Origin of the sequence: Kyrpidia sp. (genome assembly GCF_023512215.1) — a bacterium.
Classification (GTDB): Bacteria; Bacillota; Bacilli; order Kyrpidiales; family Kyrpidiaceae; genus Kyrpidia; species Kyrpidia spormannii.
The window spans coordinates 16,047-36,900 of the sequence record NZ_JAILZZ010000031.1 but is presented as its reverse complement, the minus strand read 5'-3'; the positions used below and the strand labels follow the sequence as shown (position 1 = coordinate 36,900).

At 57.9% G+C, this 20,854-nt stretch carries 23 protein-coding genes; 13 read left to right on the top strand and 10 right to left on the bottom strand.

What is annotated here, in order from left to right; all coding sequences use genetic code 11:
* On the bottom strand, positions 1 to 379 hold a 379-nt coding region (locus tag K6T64_RS11305; RefSeq protein ID WP_288010220.1), incomplete at its 3' end, for a LysR family transcriptional regulator.
* 106 nt (positions 380 to 485) lie between these two features.
* On the opposite strand from K6T64_RS11305, the gene K6T64_RS11300 reads away from it, so the two are divergent.
* Together K6T64_RS11300 and K6T64_RS11295 are read left to right on the top strand one after the other, a co-directional pair.
* Positions 486 to 1,487 carry an amidohydrolase family protein gene (locus K6T64_RS11300; RefSeq protein ID WP_288010218.1) on the top strand — a complete coding sequence of 334 codons (1,002 nt, stop codon included), beginning with the start codon at positions 486 to 488 and terminating at the stop codon, positions 1,485 to 1,487.
* A gap of 247 nt (positions 1,488 to 1,734) precedes the next feature.
* Positions 1,735 to 3,018 (top strand): HD domain-containing protein, encoded by a 1,284-nt coding sequence (locus K6T64_RS11295; RefSeq protein WP_288010217.1) that lies wholly within the window; start codon positions 1,735 to 1,737, stop codon positions 3,016 to 3,018.
* Here the strand turns inward: K6T64_RS11295 and K6T64_RS11290 are convergent, their stop codons facing one another.
* Positions 3,019 to 3,975, bottom strand: a complete 957-nt coding sequence (locus K6T64_RS11290; protein WP_288010215.1) for a serine hydrolase — start codon at positions 3,973 to 3,975, stop codon at positions 3,019 to 3,021.
* Positions 3,976 to 4,051: 76 nt separating this feature from the next.
* Between K6T64_RS11290 and K6T64_RS11285 the strand changes: the two genes are divergently transcribed.
* From K6T64_RS11285 to K6T64_RS11275, 3 genes are all read left to right on the top strand, one after another.
* Positions 4,052 to 4,297 carry a hypothetical protein gene (locus K6T64_RS11285; RefSeq protein ID WP_100668179.1) on the top strand — a complete coding sequence of 82 codons (246 nt, stop codon included), beginning with the start codon at positions 4,052 to 4,054 and terminating at the stop codon, positions 4,295 to 4,297.
* Between the two features lie 37 nt (positions 4,298 to 4,334).
* Complete coding sequence (locus tag K6T64_RS11280; RefSeq protein WP_133121291.1) at positions 4,335 to 4,727, top strand: hypothetical protein; 393 nt, start codon at positions 4,335 to 4,337, stop codon at positions 4,725 to 4,727.
* 106 nt (positions 4,728 to 4,833) lie between these two features.
* The gene (locus K6T64_RS11275) at positions 4,834 to 5,985 is read left to right on the top strand and encodes an aminotransferase class V-fold PLP-dependent enzyme (RefSeq protein ID WP_170085967.1); all 1,152 of its coding nucleotides are present in this window, start codon (positions 4,834 to 4,836) and stop codon (positions 5,983 to 5,985) included.
* A 44-nt stretch (positions 5,986 to 6,029) separates the two neighbouring features.
* Here the strand turns inward: K6T64_RS11275 and K6T64_RS11270 are convergent, their stop codons facing one another.
* Positions 6,030 to 6,176, bottom strand: coding sequence for a hypothetical protein (locus K6T64_RS11270; protein ID WP_170085966.1), 147 nt, complete (start codon positions 6,174 to 6,176; stop codon positions 6,030 to 6,032).
* 179 nt (positions 6,177 to 6,355) lie between these two features.
* Here K6T64_RS11270 and K6T64_RS11265 point away from each other — a divergent pair, with 179 nt between their 5' ends.
* The 4 genes from K6T64_RS11265 to ilvD all read left to right on the top strand — a co-directional run bounded on the left by K6T64_RS11265 (position 6,356) and on the right by ilvD (position 11,762).
* Entirely contained in the window at positions 6,356 to 7,438 is a 1,083-nt protein-coding gene (locus tag K6T64_RS11265; RefSeq protein ID WP_288010213.1) for a class II aldolase/adducin family protein, read from the top strand.
* Between the two features lie 206 nt (positions 7,439 to 7,644).
* Positions 7,645 to 8,508: an SDR family NAD(P)-dependent oxidoreductase gene (locus K6T64_RS11260; RefSeq protein ID WP_288010211.1), complete on the top strand. Its 864-nt coding sequence runs from the start codon at positions 7,645 to 7,647 to the stop codon at positions 8,506 to 8,508.
* Between the two features lie 103 nt (positions 8,509 to 8,611).
* Positions 8,612 to 9,955: a helix-turn-helix domain-containing protein gene (locus tag K6T64_RS11255; protein ID WP_170085963.1), complete on the top strand. Its 1,344-nt coding sequence runs from the start codon at positions 8,612 to 8,614 to the stop codon at positions 9,953 to 9,955.
* A 136-nt stretch (positions 9,956 to 10,091) separates the two neighbouring features.
* A complete protein-coding gene (gene ilvD / locus K6T64_RS11250; RefSeq protein ID WP_100668173.1) occupies positions 10,092 to 11,762 on the top strand; it encodes a dihydroxy-acid dehydratase in 1,671 nt (556 codons plus the stop codon).
* A 45-nt stretch (positions 11,763 to 11,807) separates the two neighbouring features.
* Here the strand turns inward: ilvD and K6T64_RS11245 are convergent, their stop codons facing one another.
* Genes K6T64_RS11245 through K6T64_RS11235 form a run of 3 tightly spaced genes read right to left on the bottom strand, consistent with a single transcriptional unit; the run spans position 11,808 to position 12,820 of the window.
* Positions 11,808 to 12,305, bottom strand: coding sequence for a sporulation membrane protein YtrI (locus K6T64_RS11245; RefSeq protein ID WP_170085962.1), 498 nt, complete (start codon positions 12,303 to 12,305; stop codon positions 11,808 to 11,810).
* The gene (locus K6T64_RS11240) at positions 12,302 to 12,628 is read right to left on the bottom strand and encodes a YtrH family sporulation protein (protein ID WP_013075053.1); all 327 of its coding nucleotides are present in this window, start codon (positions 12,626 to 12,628) and stop codon (positions 12,302 to 12,304) included. Before K6T64_RS11240 ends, K6T64_RS11245 begins: the two co-directional genes overlap by 4 nt.
* 51 nt (positions 12,629 to 12,679) lie before the next feature.
* Positions 12,680 to 12,820, bottom strand: a complete 141-nt coding sequence (locus tag K6T64_RS11235) for a hypothetical protein (RefSeq protein ID WP_288010208.1) — start codon at positions 12,818 to 12,820, stop codon at positions 12,680 to 12,682.
* A gap of 546 nt (positions 12,821 to 13,366) precedes the next feature.
* On the opposite strand from K6T64_RS11235, the gene K6T64_RS11230 reads away from it, so the two are divergent.
* Positions 13,367 to 13,987, top strand: a complete 621-nt coding sequence (locus K6T64_RS11230) for a sigma-70 family RNA polymerase sigma factor (RefSeq protein WP_157935483.1) — start codon at positions 13,367 to 13,369, stop codon at positions 13,985 to 13,987.
* 159 nt (positions 13,988 to 14,146) lie between these two features.
* On the opposite strand, the gene K6T64_RS11225 is transcribed toward K6T64_RS11230, so the two are convergent.
* Positions 14,147 to 14,893: a 3D domain-containing protein gene (locus K6T64_RS11225; RefSeq protein ID WP_170085960.1), complete on the bottom strand. Its 747-nt coding sequence runs from the start codon at positions 14,891 to 14,893 to the stop codon at positions 14,147 to 14,149.
* 158 nt (positions 14,894 to 15,051) lie between these two features.
* Here K6T64_RS11225 and K6T64_RS11220 point away from each other — a divergent pair, with 158 nt between their 5' ends.
* From K6T64_RS11220 to K6T64_RS11210, 3 genes are all read left to right on the top strand, one after another.
* Complete coding sequence (locus tag K6T64_RS11220) at positions 15,052 to 16,770, top strand: ABC-ATPase domain-containing protein (RefSeq protein ID WP_288010206.1); 1,719 nt, start codon at positions 15,052 to 15,054, stop codon at positions 16,768 to 16,770.
* A 22-nt stretch (positions 16,771 to 16,792) separates the two neighbouring features.
* Positions 16,793 to 17,200, top strand: a complete 408-nt coding sequence (locus tag K6T64_RS11215; protein ID WP_100668168.1) for an acyl-CoA thioesterase — start codon at positions 16,793 to 16,795, stop codon at positions 17,198 to 17,200.
* 115 nt (positions 17,201 to 17,315) lie between these two features.
* Positions 17,316 to 17,897: a uracil-DNA glycosylase gene (locus K6T64_RS11210; RefSeq protein ID WP_288010205.1), complete on the top strand. Its 582-nt coding sequence runs from the start codon at positions 17,316 to 17,318 to the stop codon at positions 17,895 to 17,897.
* A gap of 4 nt (positions 17,898 to 17,901) precedes the next feature.
* On the opposite strand, the gene K6T64_RS11205 is transcribed toward K6T64_RS11210, so the two are convergent.
* The 3 genes from K6T64_RS11205 to K6T64_RS11195 form a co-directional block, all read right to left on the bottom strand.
* Positions 17,902 to 18,267 (bottom strand): hypothetical protein, encoded by a 366-nt coding sequence (locus K6T64_RS11205; protein ID WP_100668166.1) that lies wholly within the window; start codon positions 18,265 to 18,267, stop codon positions 17,902 to 17,904.
* Positions 18,264 to 19,133 carry an archaetidylserine decarboxylase gene (gene asd / locus K6T64_RS11200; RefSeq protein WP_288010203.1) on the bottom strand — a complete coding sequence of 290 codons (870 nt, stop codon included), beginning with the start codon at positions 19,131 to 19,133 and terminating at the stop codon, positions 18,264 to 18,266. Before asd ends, K6T64_RS11205 begins: the two co-directional genes overlap by 4 nt.
* A gap of 119 nt (positions 19,134 to 19,252) precedes the next feature.
* A complete protein-coding gene (locus tag K6T64_RS11195) occupies positions 19,253 to 20,785 on the bottom strand; it encodes a LuxR C-terminal-related transcriptional regulator (protein WP_288010202.1) in 1,533 nt (510 codons plus the stop codon).
* Positions 20,786 to 20,854 lie beyond the last annotated feature (69 nt).

Genomic DNA, 20,854 nt, shown 5'->3' with positions numbered 1-20,854 from the left:
CATTAGAATCGACCGCCCGATAGATATGGGTCGTCATATTCGCGGCGTTGCTGAGGCTTACGATCTTGGTGATCAAATGGTTGGTGAAGTTCGGTGGGAAACCTATACTGAGTCTCGGCTCCTTCAATTGTCCGATGGATTTCTTCGCATCGGCGAATTGATTCAGCAGATTCTTTGCATAGCCCAAAAACAGTTCGCCGGCTTCACTCAACGAAGCTCTTCTTCCGTTCATAATAAACAATTTACAGCCCAATTCAGCTTCGAGGTTTCGTATTCTGGCGGTGACTGCGGGTTGAGTGATATTTAACAATTCGGCTGTTTTTGAATAAGTGCCTATTTCTGCTAGTTTAATAAATGTTTCGAGTTGATCGGTGTTCACTGATAACACCTCTGGATTGAATATATTTTTTAGTATATCACACTACGAAAAACAATTGTTTTCGTCAAGACAATGAATTATCCATTGTTTCCGGGGGGTGGAATTTATGGTAATTGACATGCACACGCACATGGTCCCGGCGGAGTTCCCGGATATGTCCTACCGAACGGGAGACAACCGATGGCCGCAGATGGCCTCCAAAGATCGGGATGCCAAGGTGGTGCTGATCGAGGGGAAACCGTTCCGTACGATCACGGCTTCGTCGTGGGATGCCGACGTGAGGCTGGCGGATATGGATGCGGAAGGGGTCGGTGCCCAGGTGATTTCCCCCATGCCGGTTCTGTTGTCCTATTGGTTTGAGCCGAAAGACACCTTGGAGTTCGGGAAATTTATCAATACGGCGATTGCCGAGTTGGTGGAGAAGGACAAAACGCGGTTTTATGGGCTCGGGATGGTGCCGTTGCAGGATCCGAAGTTAGCCGCAAAAGAAGTGCGGGCCATCAAAGAGGAATATGGGTTACTCGGGGTGGAAATCGGCAGCAATGTAAACGGGAGGGTTATTGGAGATTCATATTTTTGGCCCTTTTTTGAAGCGGCGGCCGCCGAAAGGGTGGCGATACTGATCCACCCGTTGCAACCGGTCGGGGCAGACCGTATTGTGGGGCCGAAAGCCTTACAGAATCTGATCAATTTTCCCTTGGAAACAGCCCTGGCGGCGGCTTCGCTGATTACGGGGGGAGTACTGGAGCGATTTCCTGACTTGCGGATTGCCGTGAGTCACGGCGGTGGGAGTTTGTTTTCCGTTTTGCCCAGACTTATGCGCGGGCTGACGGCGTTCGAGGACGTAAAGGCATTGTTCAGCCATGCGCCGACTGAGCTTGCCCGCCGGTTATACTATGACACGTTGGTGTACGACGAATTGAACCTGAATCATATTATCGATCTGTTTGGCTCTGATCGACTGATGGTGGGTTCGGATTATCCTTTTGCCATTCGGGAATATGAGCCCGGCCATGCACTTGTAAAGTTGGCTCTCGCTGATGAAGAAAGACAACGCATTCAGCACAAGAATTGCTTGTCATTCCTGGGTCTAAATGGTGTGAAGTAAGCCGGAGCGGCCACCGTCCACCGACATGTGGTCGAGGGCAGCGTTCACAGCGGATCAACCTCCCGGGCCTCGCGATGGGGCACGCGGATGAAAGTCGGAGATTCAAACGGTTTGGGGCGCAAAAAAAGACCGACGCGAGCCGCGGTCAACGTCAAAATGGGTGTCTCCATGAAAGTTCGATGGAGCAAAATCCACTCTCGTGGACGGTCATCCCCCGGCTCGGTACAATGGAGGAGAGGTGAGCCCCATGATGATCCGCGACCCGATCCACGGCGATATTCATCTCAGTTCTTGGGCCACCCGGGTGATCGACACCCGGGCTTTTCAACGATTGCGGGGGATTCGGCAACTGGGAACGGCCTACCTCGTGTACCCCGGGTGTCACCACACCCGGTTCGAGCACTCCCTTGGCACTTATTGGGTGGCGAAACAGATCATGAACCACCTGTGGGCGGCCGGTTCGTCCGAACTCACCCAAGCGGATGCGGGACAATTGGAAGGGGTGGCTTTGGCGGCTTTGCTTCATGACGTGACCCACGTCCCTTTTGGTCACACCCTGGAGGATGAGTGGCGCCTGTTTCCTCGCCACGACACCGGTGCCCGGCTTCGTCACGTGTTCTCCGAAGAGATCGGCGAACTCTTGGACCGGATGGGGGTGCTGTCTTTTGTCCACAGGCTCCTGGATCCCCGGGAACCTTTTGAATGGCCATGGGCGCGAGAAATCGTATCCGGGACGGTGGACGCGGATCTGTTCGATTACGTGCGCCGGGACGCGCGATTTGCCGGCCTTCGAATGGATTACGACGATCGGATCGTGTCCAATTTTATCATCGCGGAGGGAAGGTTGGCTCTGAACCTCGTCAAAGGGGGCCGGGAACGGGCGGACGTGCGGTCTGAATTTTTCCATATGCTTCATATGCGGTATGTACTGACAGAACGGTTGTATTATCATCATGCGAAAATTGCTTCGTCGGCGATGGTGGCCCGGATGGTGGAATGGGGGGCGGAAGGAGAAGGGATCACCGAGGAGCAGCTTTTGGGCTGGGGGGATGCGGAACTATTGGAAGCTCTTCGGCGCATGGGCGAGAAGGACGGCCGGATCGGCCGCATGTTGGATCGCTTGGCGCGCCGGGGCCTTTTTAAACGCGGAGTAGAAGTGTATCCTGGCGATCTCTCCCCGGAACAGAGGATTCGGTGGGTCCAGGGTCTCCGGGAACCGGACGCCCGCCGAAGACTGGAACGGTGGATAGCCCGGCGTTTGGGATGTGGGGAAGACGAGGTGATTCTTTACTGCCAGGCGGAGACCTTCATGAAAGAGGTCGATGCCCGGTGTCTGACGGCAGACGGGGTGAAACCCTTGGGCGAGGCGGGGGTGACCACCGAATTGGAGGTGCGCCTATTGGAACAAAAATATCGGGACCTGTGGCGTTTGTATGTGTTGGTTCCACCCGAATGGAGGGAGCGGTGCCGGGAGCACCGGGAGCCCATTTTGAAGGCGCTGGACGAGGCTGCCGAGGCGCCTTCCGGGTAATTAGGATGACTTGGGGAGGGTGGCTTGGTAATCGTACACCATTCTCGACACGGTGGAAAGAACCTGGGCGGCGGTGTCCTGGTCGATGTCCCGGCTGAATAGGCTGATCACGTACGGGCGCCCGGACAGGAAAACGATCCCCACGTCGTGCCATTGATCGGTCCAGTTGCCGATCTTGTGTGCCACCGGGACTCCTTTCGGCAGTTTGGCCGGGATTCGATCGTTAAAATCCGTGTGTTCCAGGTCGTCGATCAGGGGCGCCGCCACAGTGGGATTTTTCTTGACGAATTCAAATAATTTCACCGCATACAGGGCCATGTCGTCAGGAGTTGTCACGTTGTCGCCATCCACCACCTCTTTGCCGCCCAATTGGCGCATAAAGGCCTTTACGTTGTCGACCCCCAGGTCGTCCAGGAGAATATTCGTGGCCACGTTGTCACTCGCCACGATCGAGGCTTGGGACAGTTGTCGGATCGTGTACTCCGTTCCCACGGGGGTGGAGGCAATCCACCCTGTGCCATCTTCGTAATCGGACGCCTCATAGATGAGTTTGGTGTTGGGATCGACTTTACCTTGGGCGATCAACGTGTAAAGATAGAGATTCATAGGAAGCTTAAAGGTGCTGGCCGCGAAAAAAACGCGATTTCCGTCGATGTCGAGCTTCGCGCCCGAGTCTAGGTCCACTACGACGACGCCATAAGTTCCGGGCTGAGACGTTATGTATCCGCTGATGGCTTGTTTCAGGGCTGTATAATCCGGCGGGGCAAGGTGGGCCGATGCGTCAGTTCCCCTAGCCCAGGTGGCGATGGCCCGCCCCAACTCCCATCCTGTCCACCCGACAACCAAGACGAGAACCGCGAGGGTCAACCGGCGGCGGCGCATGCGTTTTCGCCGCGCGGCGGCATTTTTTTGCTGGGTGAACCGGGATAGTCGCCCGGGACTGTACGGGGTGTACATGCAGCGGCCTCCTCACAGGTGTTCTTTTTGTGCTGAACTGGTATCATTGTAGCATGGAAAAGAGACAAATAAGGAGGTGTGCTCCTCCGAGACGGTGAGTTCCTTTTATTTGACGTACACGCTTATGGATGGATCGGTGGGCGCGGCCCGTTTTGAGACCGAAGAAGACCGGGATGGTTGCCACATTTCCCTCGATCTGTACCGCGCGAATCTCGGGCCGGTGGATGATGGCGTTTTTGCCAGGATGGTGCTTCGGCATCGGGGTCGCGTGTTGAAAAATGGCGAGGATAGGGGGCCGGACGGAGCCGATGGAGCGCGGTGACGGAAGGCGGTCGAATAAACCCGCGGGTGGAGGATGGATGTCTCATGATAAGCCAAGTCCGGGTTCTTCCGCCGGGCGCCGGGGATCCCGCCGCCGGCGCCCTCCGGGGCACGGGAGGGGGCGCCTTCCCGGAGAAGGGCCAAGGGCCGGTGGACGGCACCATCGCCGTCCGGCGACCCTCCACGTGTCAGACGATCTGGGCAGAGAGTTTCCCGGGGCGCTGGATCTTGTGTCTGGAACGACGGGAGGGGAGTTCCAAGTCGGACAAAAAGTGAAATACCTCGGGCATGTGCGGCGTCATCGGTATCGGGTGGGGATTGTGGAGCAGGTTCTCGGCGACGGGGAATATTTGATCAATATCCAGCACGAATTGATCTGGACCTACGGTTCATACCTTGAACCCACAGATGAGCCGGTTTTTTACAAGTAGCGCCGCCCGAAGCCCTGGGGGCGACCCGGTGGGCACAGTGTTTCCCGGAATCTCGGGTGGACGAAAAAATCGCCCCGACGGGGCCAGATGGACAGGAGGATGTGTGGTGACCGAAGAACTGCGAATGTCGCTGGACCAGATCCGCCAGGAGATGCCGGCGGCAATGCGGTGGATTTATATGAATACGGGGACCACCGGTCCCCTCCCGGAGCGGGCAATGCGCGCCGTGGAGAAACAGACGGCGGCGGAGGTGGATCGGGGTCGGATCGATCCAGATCTCCACCAGCGTGTCTCCGAGTTGAAAGAAACCCTTCGCCGGGCCTGGGCAGAATTGACAGGAGCAACGACCGCTTCCATTGCCTTGACTCAGAACACCACAGAGGGGATCGGGCTGGCCTTGGCGGGGCTCGATTGGCAGGCGGGCGACGAAGTGATCACTACAAACCTCGAGCACTCCGGCGTCATCATGCCCCTTTATCTCCTCGCTTCTCGCAAAGGGGTCCAGATCCGGTTCATCGACCTCGGGATCGGGGAGAAGAACATGATTGCGGCGTTGGAGCAGGCGGTGACTTCGAAGACTCGAATGATCGCTTTCTCCCATGTTTCCTACCAAACCGGGGCTGTGTTGCCAATGGAGCGCGTGGCTTCCTGGGCAAGGGAGCGGGGGGTGTGGACACTGGTGGATGGCGCCCAGGGCGTCGGTGCTCTCCCCTTGAATCTCAAACAAACGGGCGTGGATTTTTACGCCATGCCGGGACAAAAATGGCTGTGCGGCCCCGAGGGGTGCGGCGCCCTGTATATTGCCGAAGACCGGTTGGAACAAGTCCAGCCTACTTTGGTGGGGTGGGCCGGGCTCAAACAGATGGGACCTTGGCCCGAGGTGGTCCTTCATCAAGACGCGCGAAAATTCGAAGTGGCATCGTTCTCGGCGCCACTCTTTGCTGGAATGCTGGAGAGTCTGCGATTCGGTGAAGACGTGGGGTGGACGGGGATTTACCGCCGAACCCATCGATTGGCGGCGAGGTTTCGGTCGTTGCTCGGCGAAGTTCCCGGCGTTCAGGTGGTCACACCGGACAATCATGCGGGACTGGTGAGTTTTGAAGTGCAGGGGCGGAAGCCTGAAGAGGTGCTGGAAAGACTGCGATCCCGGGGCATTCTGATGCGGACCATTCCCAGAACTCCGTGGGTGCGAGCCTCTTTAGGATTTTTCAATAGCGAAGAAGACGTGGATCGGGCGGTGGAGGGAGTGGCGGAATGACCGTGAAGGGAGGGTGTCCCCTCCCCTCGCGTACCCTTGCCGTCTTAGAAAGCCGCCGCGCTGGCTGCTGCACCACCGCCAACTCCGTAACCGCCCAACCCGTCGCCGGGTGCGATGAGGAAGAACAACACAAAGATGATCAGGAACACGACGGCCCAGCGGGTCGCGGGACCGAACACACCCCAGTACATACGTTGTTCACCTCCTTATCTGGTGCTATAAAGATGCAGCCCTGCGCCAAGAATTGTGGACGCCTTACCTAGGGTCGGGAAAATGTGCGATGGCTCGTTCGATGGTCGGCATGAGGAGTTGAAGGGAAGGGCATACTTTTTCCAAAGATTTGCCGAAATGGCCGCGGGAGGGATTTGCGATGGGGTTTGCAATCGTAGGGGATTGGGATACGGCGGAAGACCGTTTTCTCGATGCGCTGCAGGCGGAGATGCGCCGGAGAGGGATGGTGCAGGCGGATCAGGCAGAGATTCGGGAATCTACGGTGGTTTTTCACGTGTTGGAGCCCGGCCGGATAATCCCCTATCGGCGGCGTTCGCAAAGTGTGTACGTGGTGTCGGTGGTCTTTCTCGACCAGTGGCCGGACAATCTCCTTCATTTCGGTTATCCGATGCTCATTCGATCCCTGGGGAATCTCCTGCTCATGACGGATCGGGATCCCTCGGCTTGCCGGGCGGCCTTCGTGACGCTGGAGCAAGGCTCTTACGTGGTGGAAGAGGACGGCGGGTTTGATCGGTGGATTGCGAAGGTGGTGGATCGGCTGTGGCCCCTGGCCACGTCGCGGTTGGTGATCAACAATCGATTTGAACCGGATCTTCCCGAGTTCCTGTGGGAAGGAGATGCCGTATCCAAGCGGTTGTGCGAAGCGGGCCGGCGGCTGGATGAATGGGACTTGTTGCCTGCGCCTTTTCCGATGGAGCAATTGTTATCGCCCCGGGACATGCGCCATATCCACCATTTGTTCGGTATCGGGGGGCTCAGCTACGGTAATCTCAGCGCCCGTTGCCCGAGCGGCGGTTTCTGGATGAGTGCCAGCGGCATTAATAAAGGAGCGATGACCACCGTCGGCGAGCACGTGCTGTTGGTGAAAGATTACGATGAGACTCGCAACGAGATGGTCCTGTCCGTTCCTCCCCATATTCAGCCCCGCCGGGTATCTGTGGACGCCATTGAGCATTGGATGATCTACCGCGACCATCCCCAGGTTGGTGCCATTGTCCACGTCCACGCGTGGATGGACGGCGTGAAGGCCACCCAGGTGAATTACCCCTGCGGGACGATTCAGTTGGCCAGGGAGGTGGCGGGACTCGTCCGGGAAGCGCCCCGGCCCGAACGGGCGGTGATTGGCCTCAAGAATCACGGCTTGACGATTACGGGCACGGATTTGGACGACATTTTTGAGCGGATTGACGGGAAAATTCTCCGTCATGTCCCGATGGTTTGAGACGGGGTGACAGCCGATGACACCCGATATGCGTCCCCCCGAAGACCCGCACCACCTCGTTGAATGGGGCGGGGGATCTTCTTCGTGTATCATATGTGGTCGGCCAGTCTCCGATGGCGTCCCCTTATGTGAAGACGAGGTATGTATGAAGCGATTTGCCGATGTGTTTCTCACCGGCATGACGAACATGCGGAAGGGGGATCAAAGTGGGATTTTATGACGGCCGATGTGTGGCGATCGTTGGCGCCTCCCGGGGGATCGGCCAGGCCGTTGCAACTCGGTTATCTGGGGAGGGTGCCGAGCTCATTCTCTTTGCCCGGGACCGGGATGGTTTGCTGAGGGCGGCCGAAACGTTGCCGGGAAAGGTACACGTTTTTTCTGTCGACGTGACCTCCACCGAAGCGGCTTCGGCCATGGCCGAGGCTGTTGAACAAAGCCTCGGGCGATTGGATGCCCTCATTTATTCGGCGGGGATTCTGCCCTTGGCTCCGGTATCCGGGATGTTGACGGAAGAGTTCGAACGGACGATGAATGTGAATTTCTGGGGGGCCGTTCGGGCCGTCCAGGGCTTAGTACCGATTCTCGGGCGAGGGGGGATGAGGTCCATTGTCCTGTTATCTTCCTTGTCCACCCATTTTCCCTTACCCTTTTTCGCGGCCTATTGCAGCAGCAAAATGGCCCTTCGGGGGTTTGCCGCCTCATTGCGCCAAGAGCTGGCTCCGCAAGGATTTCACGTGGGGCTCGTCTCTCCCGGGCCGGTGGATACGGCGATGGTGAAGGGAAAGCTCCACACCCCTTTGTACCGGGTTCCCCGGTGGATGCCGCTTTTGCGCCCGGAGGATGTCAGCCGGGCGGTGGACCGCGTGTTGCGCCGTCGACGGGCGGAGGCAATCGTTCCAGGGTGGCTGGCGCCCCTCGCTTGGTTGGGGTTAGCGCAACCCAGCCTGGTGATGGGCAGTTACCGGTTCGCTGTGCCGGGATGGGAGCAGGCTGTGCGGGAAGGGATGAACCGGGCTATTCCCGGTGAAGCGAGCGCCGAGTCCCGGACTTTTAATCAAAATCATTCGTAAGTTAAAGGAAATTGATCTAGTCCAACTTGGCAGGCTATGGTATAGTTGTGTGTGCCACGGTTTCTACAAATGTGGACAATGCAATGGGGTGGGAGGGGTGTCAGTGAGCGGGAACCGGACAGGAGGCCGGCCACAGCCGGACCGAACACGAACAGAGAATCCCACTGGTTCCTTAGGGTGGAAGATCCGCGAAGCGAGACGGGCCCGGGGGCTGACCCAACAATCGTTGGCGGAAGGCATCGTGACAGTGAGCATGGTCAGTCAGATTGAATCAGACAAAGCCATGCCTTCGTATCGGGTGTTAAGGGCATTGGCCGAACGTCTGGCGTTGCCCCTGGAACATTTTCTTTCTGACGTCGCCCAGCAGACGCGGCAGAACGCGTTGTACAAGTTGGCCAAAGGGAAGATGGAAGCTGGGATGGCCCAAGAGGCGGCGCCGATCCTTCAAGACCTTTTGCAACAAGAACCGCTATATGTTCCCGCGTGGAAACTGCAGGTAGATTTAGCAGAATGTTATGTACGGACAGAACAATGGGAACAAGCGGAAGAACTCTTGGAAAAACTGGTCGAGGGGCTTGACGGAGAGGCGGACCCGCAAGTGATGGTGCAATGTTTAGATCGTCTGGCCCGGGCCCGGCTTCAGCTGCGCCGGGTCTCCCTGGCGATTTACCATTGGGAAAAGGCGTGTGAACGGATGGGGGAGGAGGCCGATCTGTACGGCACTCTCTTCTCGGAGGTCTATTATCATTTGGGGATGGCTTATGCCCGGGTGGGGCGGCTTGAAGATGCCGGCCGAGTGTTGGCCAAGGCTTTCGTTTCGATCCAGAAGGACCCGGCAACAGTCGGAAAAGTGGCGCTTCAACTGGCCGAGGTTTTACATGCCATGGGGGAGGACAAGAAAGCGTGCCAGTACGCGGAACGGGCGATGAGGTTATTTGAAGACGCCCGGCAGCGAAAGTTGTATCTGGACATCAAAGCACGTTATGCCCGGTATTATGGTTACCTGGGGAAGGTCGCGGACTCGATGTTTATGTTGCGGGAGTGTGCAGAGGAGTACCGCAACGCCGGACATCGGGACGAATGGGTGGAGACCCTGGAACAGATCGCGCTGTTGTCGCTTCAGAGCGGCCGGCCGGAGGAAGCAAAGACCATATGCCGGCAGGCTTTGGAGTCCGCAGAGCCCGACAGTGGGCAAGAGGCGCGGATTCGATATCTGTTGTCCCGGATTTTACGGGAGGTCGGGGATCTGGAGGGAACAGTGGTCGAGTTGGAAAAGGCTGTGGCGATTTGGCAAACTTTAGGTGACGAAGAGCGGCTGTCAGAAGCCTACCCGGACCTGGTGGAACTCTATCGCAAACGGGGGGATTATGTCCGGGCCGAGGCGGCGTTGCGGCACGGTTTGACCACGATCCGCCATTATCGCCAGTTATTCTTGGAGATGGGGTGATGCGATCCGGAGGTGGTGCCGGGTGTGGCCCGACCCTCGGCTGTACAAAGATCGGACCCATTGATAGAATAAGAACAGTCTGGAACACGGCGAGCCGATCGGCGGCTTTGGTCGCGGCCAAGAAGGAGTGAAAGTTGTGCGAAGCGATATGATTAAACGCGGTGTGGACAAGGCGCCGCATCGCAGCCTTTTGAAGGCCACGGGGGTACGGGATGAAGATTTCGGAAAGCCTTTTATCGGCATTTGTAATTCCTTTGTCGAGATTATTCCCGGCCACGTGCACTTGCAGGAGTTTGGCCGGTTGATTAAGGAAGCGGTCCGAGAAGCGGGCGGGGTGCCCTTTGAATTCAACACCATCGGCGTGGACGACGGCATTGCCATGGGTCACATCGGGATGCGCTTTTCCTTGCCCAGCCGGGAGCTGATTGCTGACGCGGTGGAAACGATGGCCATGGCCCATTGGTTCGACGGCCTGATCTGTATCCCGAATTGCGATAAGATTACGCCGGGTATGTTAATGGCGGCAATGCGGGTGAATATACCGACGATTTTTATCAGCGGCGGACCCATGGCGGCCGGGCGCACACCATCGGGCAAGATCGTGGATCTCATCTCCGTGTTTGAAGGGGTGGGGGCGTACCAATCGGGCCAGATCTCGATGGACGAACTCAAGGAACTAGAAGATTATGGATGTCCCAGTTGTGGATCTTGTTCAGGGATGTTTACGGCGAATTCTATGAACTGTTTGTCCGAGGCCCTGGGCATGGCATTGCCCGGGAACGGATCGATTCTGGCGAACACCCCGGAGCGGGAAGAATTGGCGCGAAGGGCCGCGGCACAGATTTTGGACCTTGTGCGCCGGGATATCAAACCCCGGGATATCGTCACGATCGATTCCCTCGACAACGCCTTTGCGCTGGATATGGCGATGGGCGGCTCCACCAATACGGTTCTTCACACCTTGGCGATTGCAAAAGAGGCGGGGGTAGAGTACCCCCTTTCTCGAATCGATGAGATTTCCCGACGGACCCCCCATCTATGCAAAGTCAGCCCCGCTTCCCATTGGCACATGGAAGATGTCCATCGGGCCGGGGGTATTTCCGCGATTCTGAAAGAGTTGAGCCGGATCGATGGGTTGCTGCACCTGGATGCCATGACGGTGACCGGTCGTACCCTGGGTGAGAACATCGCCAATGCGGAGATCCGGGATGCCGAAGTGATCCGGCCCATTGAGAACGCATACAGCGAGACGGGCGGCTTGGCCATTCTTTACGGGAACCTGGCTCCGGACGGAGCGGTGATCAAGGCCGGTGCCGTGGATGAGTCGGTGAAACGGTTCGAGGGTCCGGCGGTGATTTTCGAGTCCCAGGATGAAGCTTTCGAAGGGATCATGTCCGGCAAGATCCACGAAGGGGACGTGGTCGTCATCCGGTACGAAGGTCCAAAAGGGGGACCGGGTATGCCGGAGATGTTGGCGCCGACGTCGGCCCTGGCCGGGATGGGGCTTGGAGCCAAAGTTGCACTCATTACCGATGGGAGATTTTCCGGGGGCTCGCGGGGAATCAGTGTGGGGCACATTTCCCCGGAAGCTGCGGAAGGCGGACCGATCGCCTTACTCCAAGACGGGGATGTGGTCGTGATTGACATTCCCGGACGCAAGCTCGAGGTGAAGTTGAGCGACGCGGAATTGGCAGAGCGTCGGGCAAAGTGGCGGGCGCCGGATCCTAAGGTCCGCACGGGCTATCTGGCCCGTTATGCAAAGCTCGTCACGTCGGCCAACACCGGAGCAGTATTGAAAATCGACTGATATTCGGCAAGGGGCGGAGGTGTAATGCTGGCCGCCCCCTTTTTATTAGCCGGCCCAGGATCCGGTGGGGAAGGCGGGGCTCGGGCTCGGCTGAGGAGGCGCCGGCTCGCCGGTCAAGTACAGGTGGACCGTTTCTCCCAGGACGACAGACTGGACATGAATAGCCCACACTCGACCGTCCACGAGAATGGTTCGTCCCTCCAAAAGGCCGATGATGAGGTCGGGGTGGTCGTTGAGGGTGGAGAGACTTTTCCCGATCAACGTTTTGGTCTGGTCCTTGGCAAAGCGGAGGATCGCGATTTCGGCGAAATGATCGTTTGTTTGAACTTGAACCTCAATGGTGCGGATTTCCGGTTCTCTGGACTGCTGGTTAAGTTTTGCCCGCAAACCGTTAAGTTCCTCGGTGAGTCGGTCGACCTGGAGGCGGTACTGTTCGATGGTATAATGCAACTCGTCCATTTCCCGGGCGGTGATGGCCATCCACCCCGCGGCGCCGGTGATGAGGCCGAGAAGAAAAACGGCGACCGCGCGAACGGGATTCACGGTTTGATTCCCGTTGCCGCCCGGAGCACGAGGTAGGCGGCCTGGCTGCCGAGGAAAGCAGCCATGAGGTAAGTGAATTGTTTGGCGACCGGGGACAAATGACCACCGAGCACCCCGGTCTCGATGACTCGGAGCGTATCCATGGTCCCGCCCAGGGCACTGACGAGGCCCCAAATCTTAAGATGATCCGCCAGCCGCATCATGGTGCTCCCGGGTGGCAGGTGCACCAAGACGGCGGCCATGCCCCCAATGAGCGAACCGCCCAGCACGATCCCAAAGGCGACGAAAAAATCGAGTACCACTGTGCTCGTAAAACGGTCCATGCGATGTCCCTCCCCGTCCATAGCTATGGCCGGGGGAGATGGGATATGCCTTCAAGACTGGGATTCTTCCATTTTGGTTTTCGCGTGCTCATAAAGAGCATAGATGAACTTTTTTAGATTCCTGTGAAGCGTGATATCGCGCAGGGCATGATAAAAGCCGTACCATTTATTGACCTGGTGAAACTCGATCAAATCCTCCCCTCCCGCTGTCGTAGAATGAACCGGACGTGAAGGGATTGTATCGAAAGGCCTACAAAAGGTAACAGAAAACCATTGATTCCTACATACAGGCGTAAAAAATAGGCCTTTCGCCCCAGCCGATTTTCTGGGCTTGTCGAACAATTCCGGGTTTATTCGGGGGTTTTAGTCCAAACGTCTCATGTAGGATAAAGATGGATTCCGATACAATTCTGTTACAGGATTTGTCGGATTTCGTCGGAGATCCTCGAAAATCAGGGGATCCTGTCGGGGGCGAGTTCGACATCCCCGATCACCAAAAGACGGGGAGGGACGCAGCTGGAATATCCTTGGCAACCGGATATAGATACATACCGAGAGCACGTAGTCGCTGGAAAGACGGCGGTGGTTGATATGAAAAAAAACCATTCGTCAAGGACGGACTGAAACAAAGAAAGGTGAGAAAAAGTCCGTTTGCCGCTTTGTAGGTACGGGGTGATCAAAGCGGTGTAAAAGAGATGAAACCGGGCAGAGCCGGTTGCAATGGGGTGGGGAAGCAAGATGGATGAACTAACGGCTCTCGCGTGTCGGGCCAAGTCCGAAGCGGACGCGTTTTCGGAATTGGTTCAGCGTCTCAATCCGCTTTTGGGAGGCTTGGCTCAAAGATATTGGATCCCGTATGAAACCGACGACGAAGTGGCTCAGGTGTTGCGGATCGAGTTGTGGAATGCCGTTCGCTCCTTCCGCAGCGGCCATGTTCCGTTTTTGCCTTTTGCCAAGATGTTTGTGGAAAACCGCATGAAAACGATGATGAAGCGAAGGGTTTACGGGGCCAAGTACTTGTTTATGAATCAGATGAAGCGGGTGGACGAGCAAGGACCTGCGAACGATCGGGGAGAACCTCTACCCGGGACCACGCCGGCGGTGGAAGAGGACGTTGTGCACGAGCTCGTACTAAAAGCGGCCCGGGAACGTCTGTATGAGTTGCTGGAGCAATTGCTGACAGATCTGGAACGGGAGTGTTTCGTCCGGCGGTACATTTACGAGCAGTCTTACCGGGAGATCTCCGAACAGCTGGAACTCGTCAGTGTGAAAGCGGTGGACAACGCCATCGCCCGGGTGAAGAAAAAGATGATGAACCACCCGGCGGTGGTGGAACTGTGGAACAGTGTAGCCGGTTGAAGGACTTCATATTCGCATTTCATCGATGAGTAAGCGCGTCTTAATGCTTAGCAGGGAGGGCCACCTTTTTCAGGTGGCCCTTGTTCGTGTGCGGCGCCTTGTAAGGGTGGCGCCTTCGCAAGTCGGGCTTAGGGGTCGGGTCTTGTAGAGCGCAAGGGCCTACAAAGACTTGGACGGGTATTGCACGATGTAGACGGGCACATCGCGCTTGACCCCGAACTGGAGGGCTTTGTTGACATCGGTCATGTATATGTCGATTCTTCGCCCCCGTATGGCACCGCCCGTATCCTCGGCGACTCGATAGCCGATTCCTTCGATATACAGTTTTGTACCGATAGGAATCACATTCGGGTCAACAGCCACCGTCCTTCCGGGGGTGGCTGGACGCCCGCTGGCCGTGACGCCGTAGCCCGGATCACCGGGGGACTTCCCCGTGGATTCCGGCCCCGAAGTGTAGGCGGTTAAGGTACAATAGAACACGGCCAGCGGTGCGGCCGGCTTACCTTCCTGGGTAGTCGCCGGCTCCGAAGAGGTGGGCGCGGCCGCTGTCGGAGCAGCCCCGTCCGGGATCACTAACATTTGCCCACTTTGCAACAATCTCGGGTCGACGATGCCATTCGCCGCTTGCAGGGCCTGCGGCGAGATGCCGTAGCGTTTTGCGATGCGATAGATTGTTTCGCCCGGTTTTACGAGATACTGGTGGTGGGTTTGGTTCGTCATCCCGTCGCCGCCCCGGGACGCCAGGGCACCCCCCGCACCGTCTTCCGCCGAGGCCGTCCAAGGGGCCAGATTCCGGGTGGAATCGAAGGCGGCGAAGGGGTTGTCGATCCAGAAGGCTCCGGCATGGGAGGCCTGGGTTAAGGCCATCAGCAAGAACACCCCGGCCGGCGCCCGATAGCGAGTCATCGGGAATCTCTCACCTCTCAAGTGTAACAGATGGTTCTATCCTGGCCAGGGATGAGAAATTTTAAACATACCTGGCAACTCGCCGATCCAAAAAAGTTGTCGGAGCGGTAACCCGACGCTGAATGTGGTATAAACGTATCTAGAAAGGGGAATCGGCAGTGGCAACTCAAACCCAGAGCGCAAAAGAGGATCTGCGCCGCACCTTAGAGCGTATCGATGGTCGGGGGTATCCGGCTTATCGAGATCTGGAGGGTACATACAGGTTTGAAGCTTTTCAGTTGGTGATCGAACACGTCCAGTCGGACCCTTTTGCTCCTCCGTCCCGCTTTCGGGTGGAGATGGGGTTGGATACAACCGGGATTCCAGAAGAGCTGTATGCCGATCCGGTGAGGCGAACGGCCATGGAGGATTTTATTCTGAGGACGGCCCATCAGCGGTTGAAAGGGTGGCGACAGCGGCGGGGTAGTGGCAAGAGTGGGCTCATTGAAATTACGGAGCCAAGCCAAGTCGTGATCCCACGAAGTGCCGTGGAGATTGGGCACAGCCGGTTGACCGTGCGTTTTGTGGTTGGACTCCCGGCCCGGGGACGGACTGTGCTCGGCCGACAGGCTCAAGAAATGATTCTCGAAGACATCCCCGCATGGGTCGAGGAAAGTTTTCTCTGGAAATCAATGGATCAAAACAATGCCCGGGACCACGTCGCTTTGGCGGTGGATCAAGCGGCGCTCAGGAGATGGATGGCGGAGGAAAAGGTGATTGCCTTTGTTGCAGATGGGGCGATCCTCCCCCGGGAAAGCGGCCAAAGTGACAAACCGATGGGCCGGGGTGCGGTTCCCTTTCGGTCGCCGGAATCGCTGCGCCGGGAGGTTCGACTGCCGAGTGGCCGTTCGGTCGCGGGGATGGCCATTCTCCAGGGGATCACGCTGATTTGCGGGGGCGGGTATCACGGCAAAAGCACCCTGCTCCGGGCGCTGGAACAAGGGGTGTACAATCATATTGCCGGCGACGGACGGGAATGGGTGTTGACAGACCCTACCGCCGTGAAGATTCGGGCTGAAGACGGCCGGTGGGTCCGAGGGGTCGATATCAGTCCCTTTATCAACGACCTTCCCTATGGAAAGTCCACAGATCAGTTTACGACCGAGTCGGCCAGCGGGGCTACGTCCCAGGCCGCCAACATCATGGAGGCCGTGGAGATCGGCGCCGCCACCCTCTTGATCGATGAAGACACCAGTGCGACGAACTTCATGATTCGAGATGCACGGATGCAGGCGCTGGTAGCGAAAGAGCATGAACCGATCACCCCGTTTATCGACCGGGTGCGGCAGTTGTTCGATGAGTGGGGGGTCTCCACGGTGTTGGTGGTGGGCGGGGCCGGGGATTACCTGGATGTTGCGGACGCGGTGATCGCCATGGAGAGCTATATCCCAAAGGACGTCACCGAAGAAGCCCGGCGGGTGGTGGAACGGTTTCCCTCGGGGCGGAAGGCGGAAGCGGTGGGCCCACTTCCCGCAAAACCTGTGCGAAAGGTGCGGGAGTTGGGCAGGCGGCCGAAACCCGGAGATAAGTGGAAAGTCGAAGCGAAAGACGAGCACTTGATTCTTTATGGCCGGGAGCGGGTGCTTCTACAGGCGGTGGAACAATTGGTGGAAATCGGGCAGACCCGGGCCATTGCCGCCTGCTTGCGAATCCTCACCGAGCGCGCGGACGGGCGCACCTCCCTGGCCGAATTGGTGCGACAACTTTTGGCCGAAATGGACCAGAAAGGGTTCGCGGCACTGGCTGGGCCTCGGGGCTGTCCGGGCAATCTCGCCATGCCGCGTCCGCACGAGGTGGCGGCGGCGGTGAATCGCTTAGAGGGGTTGAAAATTGTCTAAATCAGAGAAGGAGGGCGATGTCATGGCGGTGATCTCGACGGTTCGGGTGCGCTATTGTGAAACTGACGCCATGGGTCATGTCAACAATGTCAGTTACTTGATTTACTTGGAGCAGGGCAGAACGGACTTTATGAGGGAGATTCGCAAGGACCTGGGCCGGGAGGTAGGAATCGTCCTTGCGTCCATCCGTTGCGATTTTCGAGCCCCGTGTTATTTTGACGACGAGCTGCAGGTCCGGACCGAAATCCAGCGGGTGGGCAAAACCAGCATCACCATGTCCCAGGCGATTCTGAAAGGGGATCAGTTGGTCGCCGAAGGGGAGAGCGTGATTGTACACGTGGATCCTGTCGTCCAGCGTCCGGTCCCCATCCCGGACGATCTTCGCCAAGTGTTGATGGGACAGATGGCCGGGGAGGTCAACTGTTCATAGTCGGGCTCGGGGCTCTGTGGACGCCGGCCCGCCAGCCGGGGTGTCCACGGCTGAAGGTTTCGGACCGGGTGTGGTAATCGCCGGTGACCGCGGCGATGGGAAAGGGGCGCAGTCGATGGCGTGGTGGCAAAATCTCAATCAGTTGGAAAGCGCCTTCAAGTCCTGCCGTCGCTGCGGATTGCGGGGCGGGTGCAGCCAAGTCGTGGTCTCCCGGGGCACCCCGGGCCCCGTGGTCCTTGTGGGTGAAGCGCCCGGGGCGGACGAAGACGCGCAAGGATTTCCTTTTGTGGGACGAGCAGGGCAGTTGCTGGACAGAATGCTGAAGGAAGCCGGTTTCGATCCGGCCCGTCTCTATATCACGAATGCTGTGAAGTGCCGGCCGCCGGGGAATCGAAAACCTGCACCTGAGGAAATGGTGGCGTGCCGCCCGTATCTGATGGCGCAGTTCGCAGTTTTGCAGCCTAAAATCGTGGTGACGATGGGGGCGACGGCCATCCAGGCAGTGTTGGGCCGTCCGATTCCCGTGGGGCGGGCCTCCACCCGCTTTTATCATGCCCGGCACCGGGGCCGGGAGTTTCTGGTCGCCCCTTGCTATCACCCTTCCGCCATCCTGCGGGATCCGCGAAAATACCCCCAGGCGGTGGCCAGGTGGGTGGATATCCGAAAGCGGGTGGAGGCGGCAGGTCTCATCCTCTGACGGTTCAATCGTTTTTTAGAAGGCGGAGGAATTGGCGGGTGAATTCCTCGGATAACCGGACGTGGAGGGTCCCGGCGCCCGTTTCTGTAATCCCACTCGGGCGATGGATGCGCATGTTGGTGGCGACGATTTTCACTACACCCGGGCTGTCCGCAGCCGGTACCCGGGTGTCTCCACTCCACTCCTCGGGGAATACCGGGGGAGTGCCTTGTTCCACGACGCCGAGAATGTCGTCAAAGGCGATGTGGTAGGCTTGACTTTCTTTTTGCAAAACGAACTCTTGAGTGGTCAATTGAAAACCGGTGTTGCGTCGAATCTCCGTGCGCCGCAGCTCTCCGCGCAGCGCCTTGACGCGCCAGAGCTTTTTCAAACCCTTGCCCCCTCGTATCGGAGTTCCCGAATCAACCCCAAACTTTGGCCCATACGTACGGGATCCCCGGTTTTCAGATGGGATTTCCATTCGACTCGTCCCCGTTCAAACAGCAAAACCACCGTCGACCCAAAGGAAAAATATCCGATCTCCTCTCCTTTACCGATCGTGGGAATGTGGGAGACCTCCCATTTTTGCAGGATTTTGCGATCGGATATCTGCTGGATCTCCTCTGGCAGATACGTTAATCGCACACTTCCGACGATGAAAGATCCAATTTCCACCAGATACATGGTGCCAGCCGCCGTGGAGAAGGTCGTTACCCAGCGTTCATTTCGGGCGAACAGCCGGGGTACCCCCCGGGTGCCGAGGCGATTGACCGGGAAAAAGGTTCCGGGTATGTGAGCGGCCTGAAGCGGCTTCCCTCTCAGCGGGAGGTGAATGCGGTGGTAATCGGCGGGACTGAGATACAGCGTGATCCAAGTCCCTTCCTCCAGTTCATCCGGAAAATGGCCGCCGAGCAAGTCGGCCACTGGATAGGCGTGACCTTTTGCCTGGATGAACGTCCCGTCGTGGATGACCCCCATCCCTCCCACCACGCCGTCCACGGGTGAAACGACCGTTTTGCCACCCGGGTCGACGGGACGCGTGCCAGGCCGCAGACGCCGGGTAAAGAGTTCGAACAGGGATCGATATTCCCCCGGGGGAAGGGTCGCATCGGTCAGGTCTAGAGAATACCTGCGAATATACCAAGGGATAAGCAGCCGGCTCACCTCGTGGTCAAGCAGCCGCCCCGCCGCCCGGGTTAAACTTCGTTTGGGTAACAGGGCCAGGAGCGCCCCGATCAGGGAAAATCGACTTTCCAAGAAAACGCCTTCTTCCAAGGCAAGATGTCCTGGTCTGACAGGATCATACGCGAAGTTGTCCGTTTTGGCAAGGCGGGGTGCCGGGGAACTCTCCGACTCAGACACGTCCAGGCGCCGATTTATTGGATCAGGTGGCGGCGCAGCGCCACGGCCACCGCCTGGGCTCGGTTGGAAGCGCCCAGTTTTCTCAGGATTGTTCCGACATATTCGGAAACGGTGTACTCGCTGAGGTGAAGTCTCGCGGAGATATCCCGGGTATCCAATCCATCTGCAATGAGTTGTAAAATCTGGTGTTCCCGCCGGGTCAGCACAGTGGGGGTCTGTCGGGATGTGTGCCGGGGTGAACCCGACAAGTGGGTGGCGATAGGTTTGGACGCCCGGCAGAGCAAAGTATGCACCAAGCGGACTGTGCGATCTTCCGGCTGAAAGGGTGTACCCCCCTGGTCGAGAAGTAAAACGGCCCCGGGTCGGCGGGGTTCGAAGACCATCGGGCAGAACAGGAGGGAGGTCAAGTGAAAAGTCTGCACATAATGATCGGGCAGGCGACGGGCGACATTTTCATAAAAAACAGGGGTGGTGGACCGTATGACTTCCTGGAGGCCGGAAAGGTTTTCCTCATATTCCCGGATGCGGAGGATATCCTCGCGTCGCAGGTTGAAGGCGTGAGCCCCCACCACCGTCCGGGTGAGAGGCGTATACCAAAAAAGGGCTCCCCGGCGAAATCGACCGATGCGGCACACTTGATCCACGGTGCTCGACAGAATTTCTTCCAAATCTCTAGATTGGAGTAGCGCCTCGTCAAAATTCAGGACGGCATCGTACAGATGAAAAAGATCACCCGCTTCGCCACTCGGTCCGGTGATCCGGGCCGAGAGATCGAAGCACAAACTGAGCCACTGGGCCACTTGATTGACCCGAAACCCGGTTTCTTCGCCCGGTAAGCCCGCCGTCTTGACCACAAGGTCCACCCCCGGGGCCACGGAACGACAAAGGGTGTGCCGGTCGACGGTACGGACCCGTTCCTCGAGATCCATGGCTTGGCCGGACGCCATATCGGCTTCCTGCCATTCTCCCTCCGGTGTGGCCATGGCGGCGTCCAAAAGTCTGCACGACGCCGATCGATCCACGAGCGCCGCCCACTGCCACGCTTCCCCCCGGGCCACGCGGTTGAGCAGTCGGGTGAGGGGTGGTTTCCACTCCGTCTCCGTTTTTTCCTCTTTGCAAGGCCACAACGGCATCTGAAGGACCAGGGCGTGGACATTAAGGATCAAGGAGCGGATCCAAGCGCAGCCTTGCTCGGCATTGCCAGGTCCCAGGGCATGCCGGAGTGTCCGGCAGACGGTGTCTTCCCAGTGGGCTAGCATGGCCACCACCGCCGTCGGGGAAACGGTGTTCCCGTTGATGATCAGATCAGAATAGAACCCGCGTAAAAATGCGATTGGGTCGACTCCTTCCGCGCAAAAACGCCGATGGAAGGAGGCAAATAATTCCTCTAGAATCTTCTTTTCCGCCTTCCTGAGGTTCATGGTGTTGAGCATCACCATCCATGACGCCAGGGATTGAGTGGACCCTTGATCGATGATCTCAAACACCTGCTCCAGGCAACGAGAAGACAGAAGGGGCAGGGGGAATAAAAGATTTCGAATGATCACGGTGGACCCCCTCTCTCGACAGAATTCGATATTAGATACAAAAAGTTCGCTTATTATAGAACTTCGAGA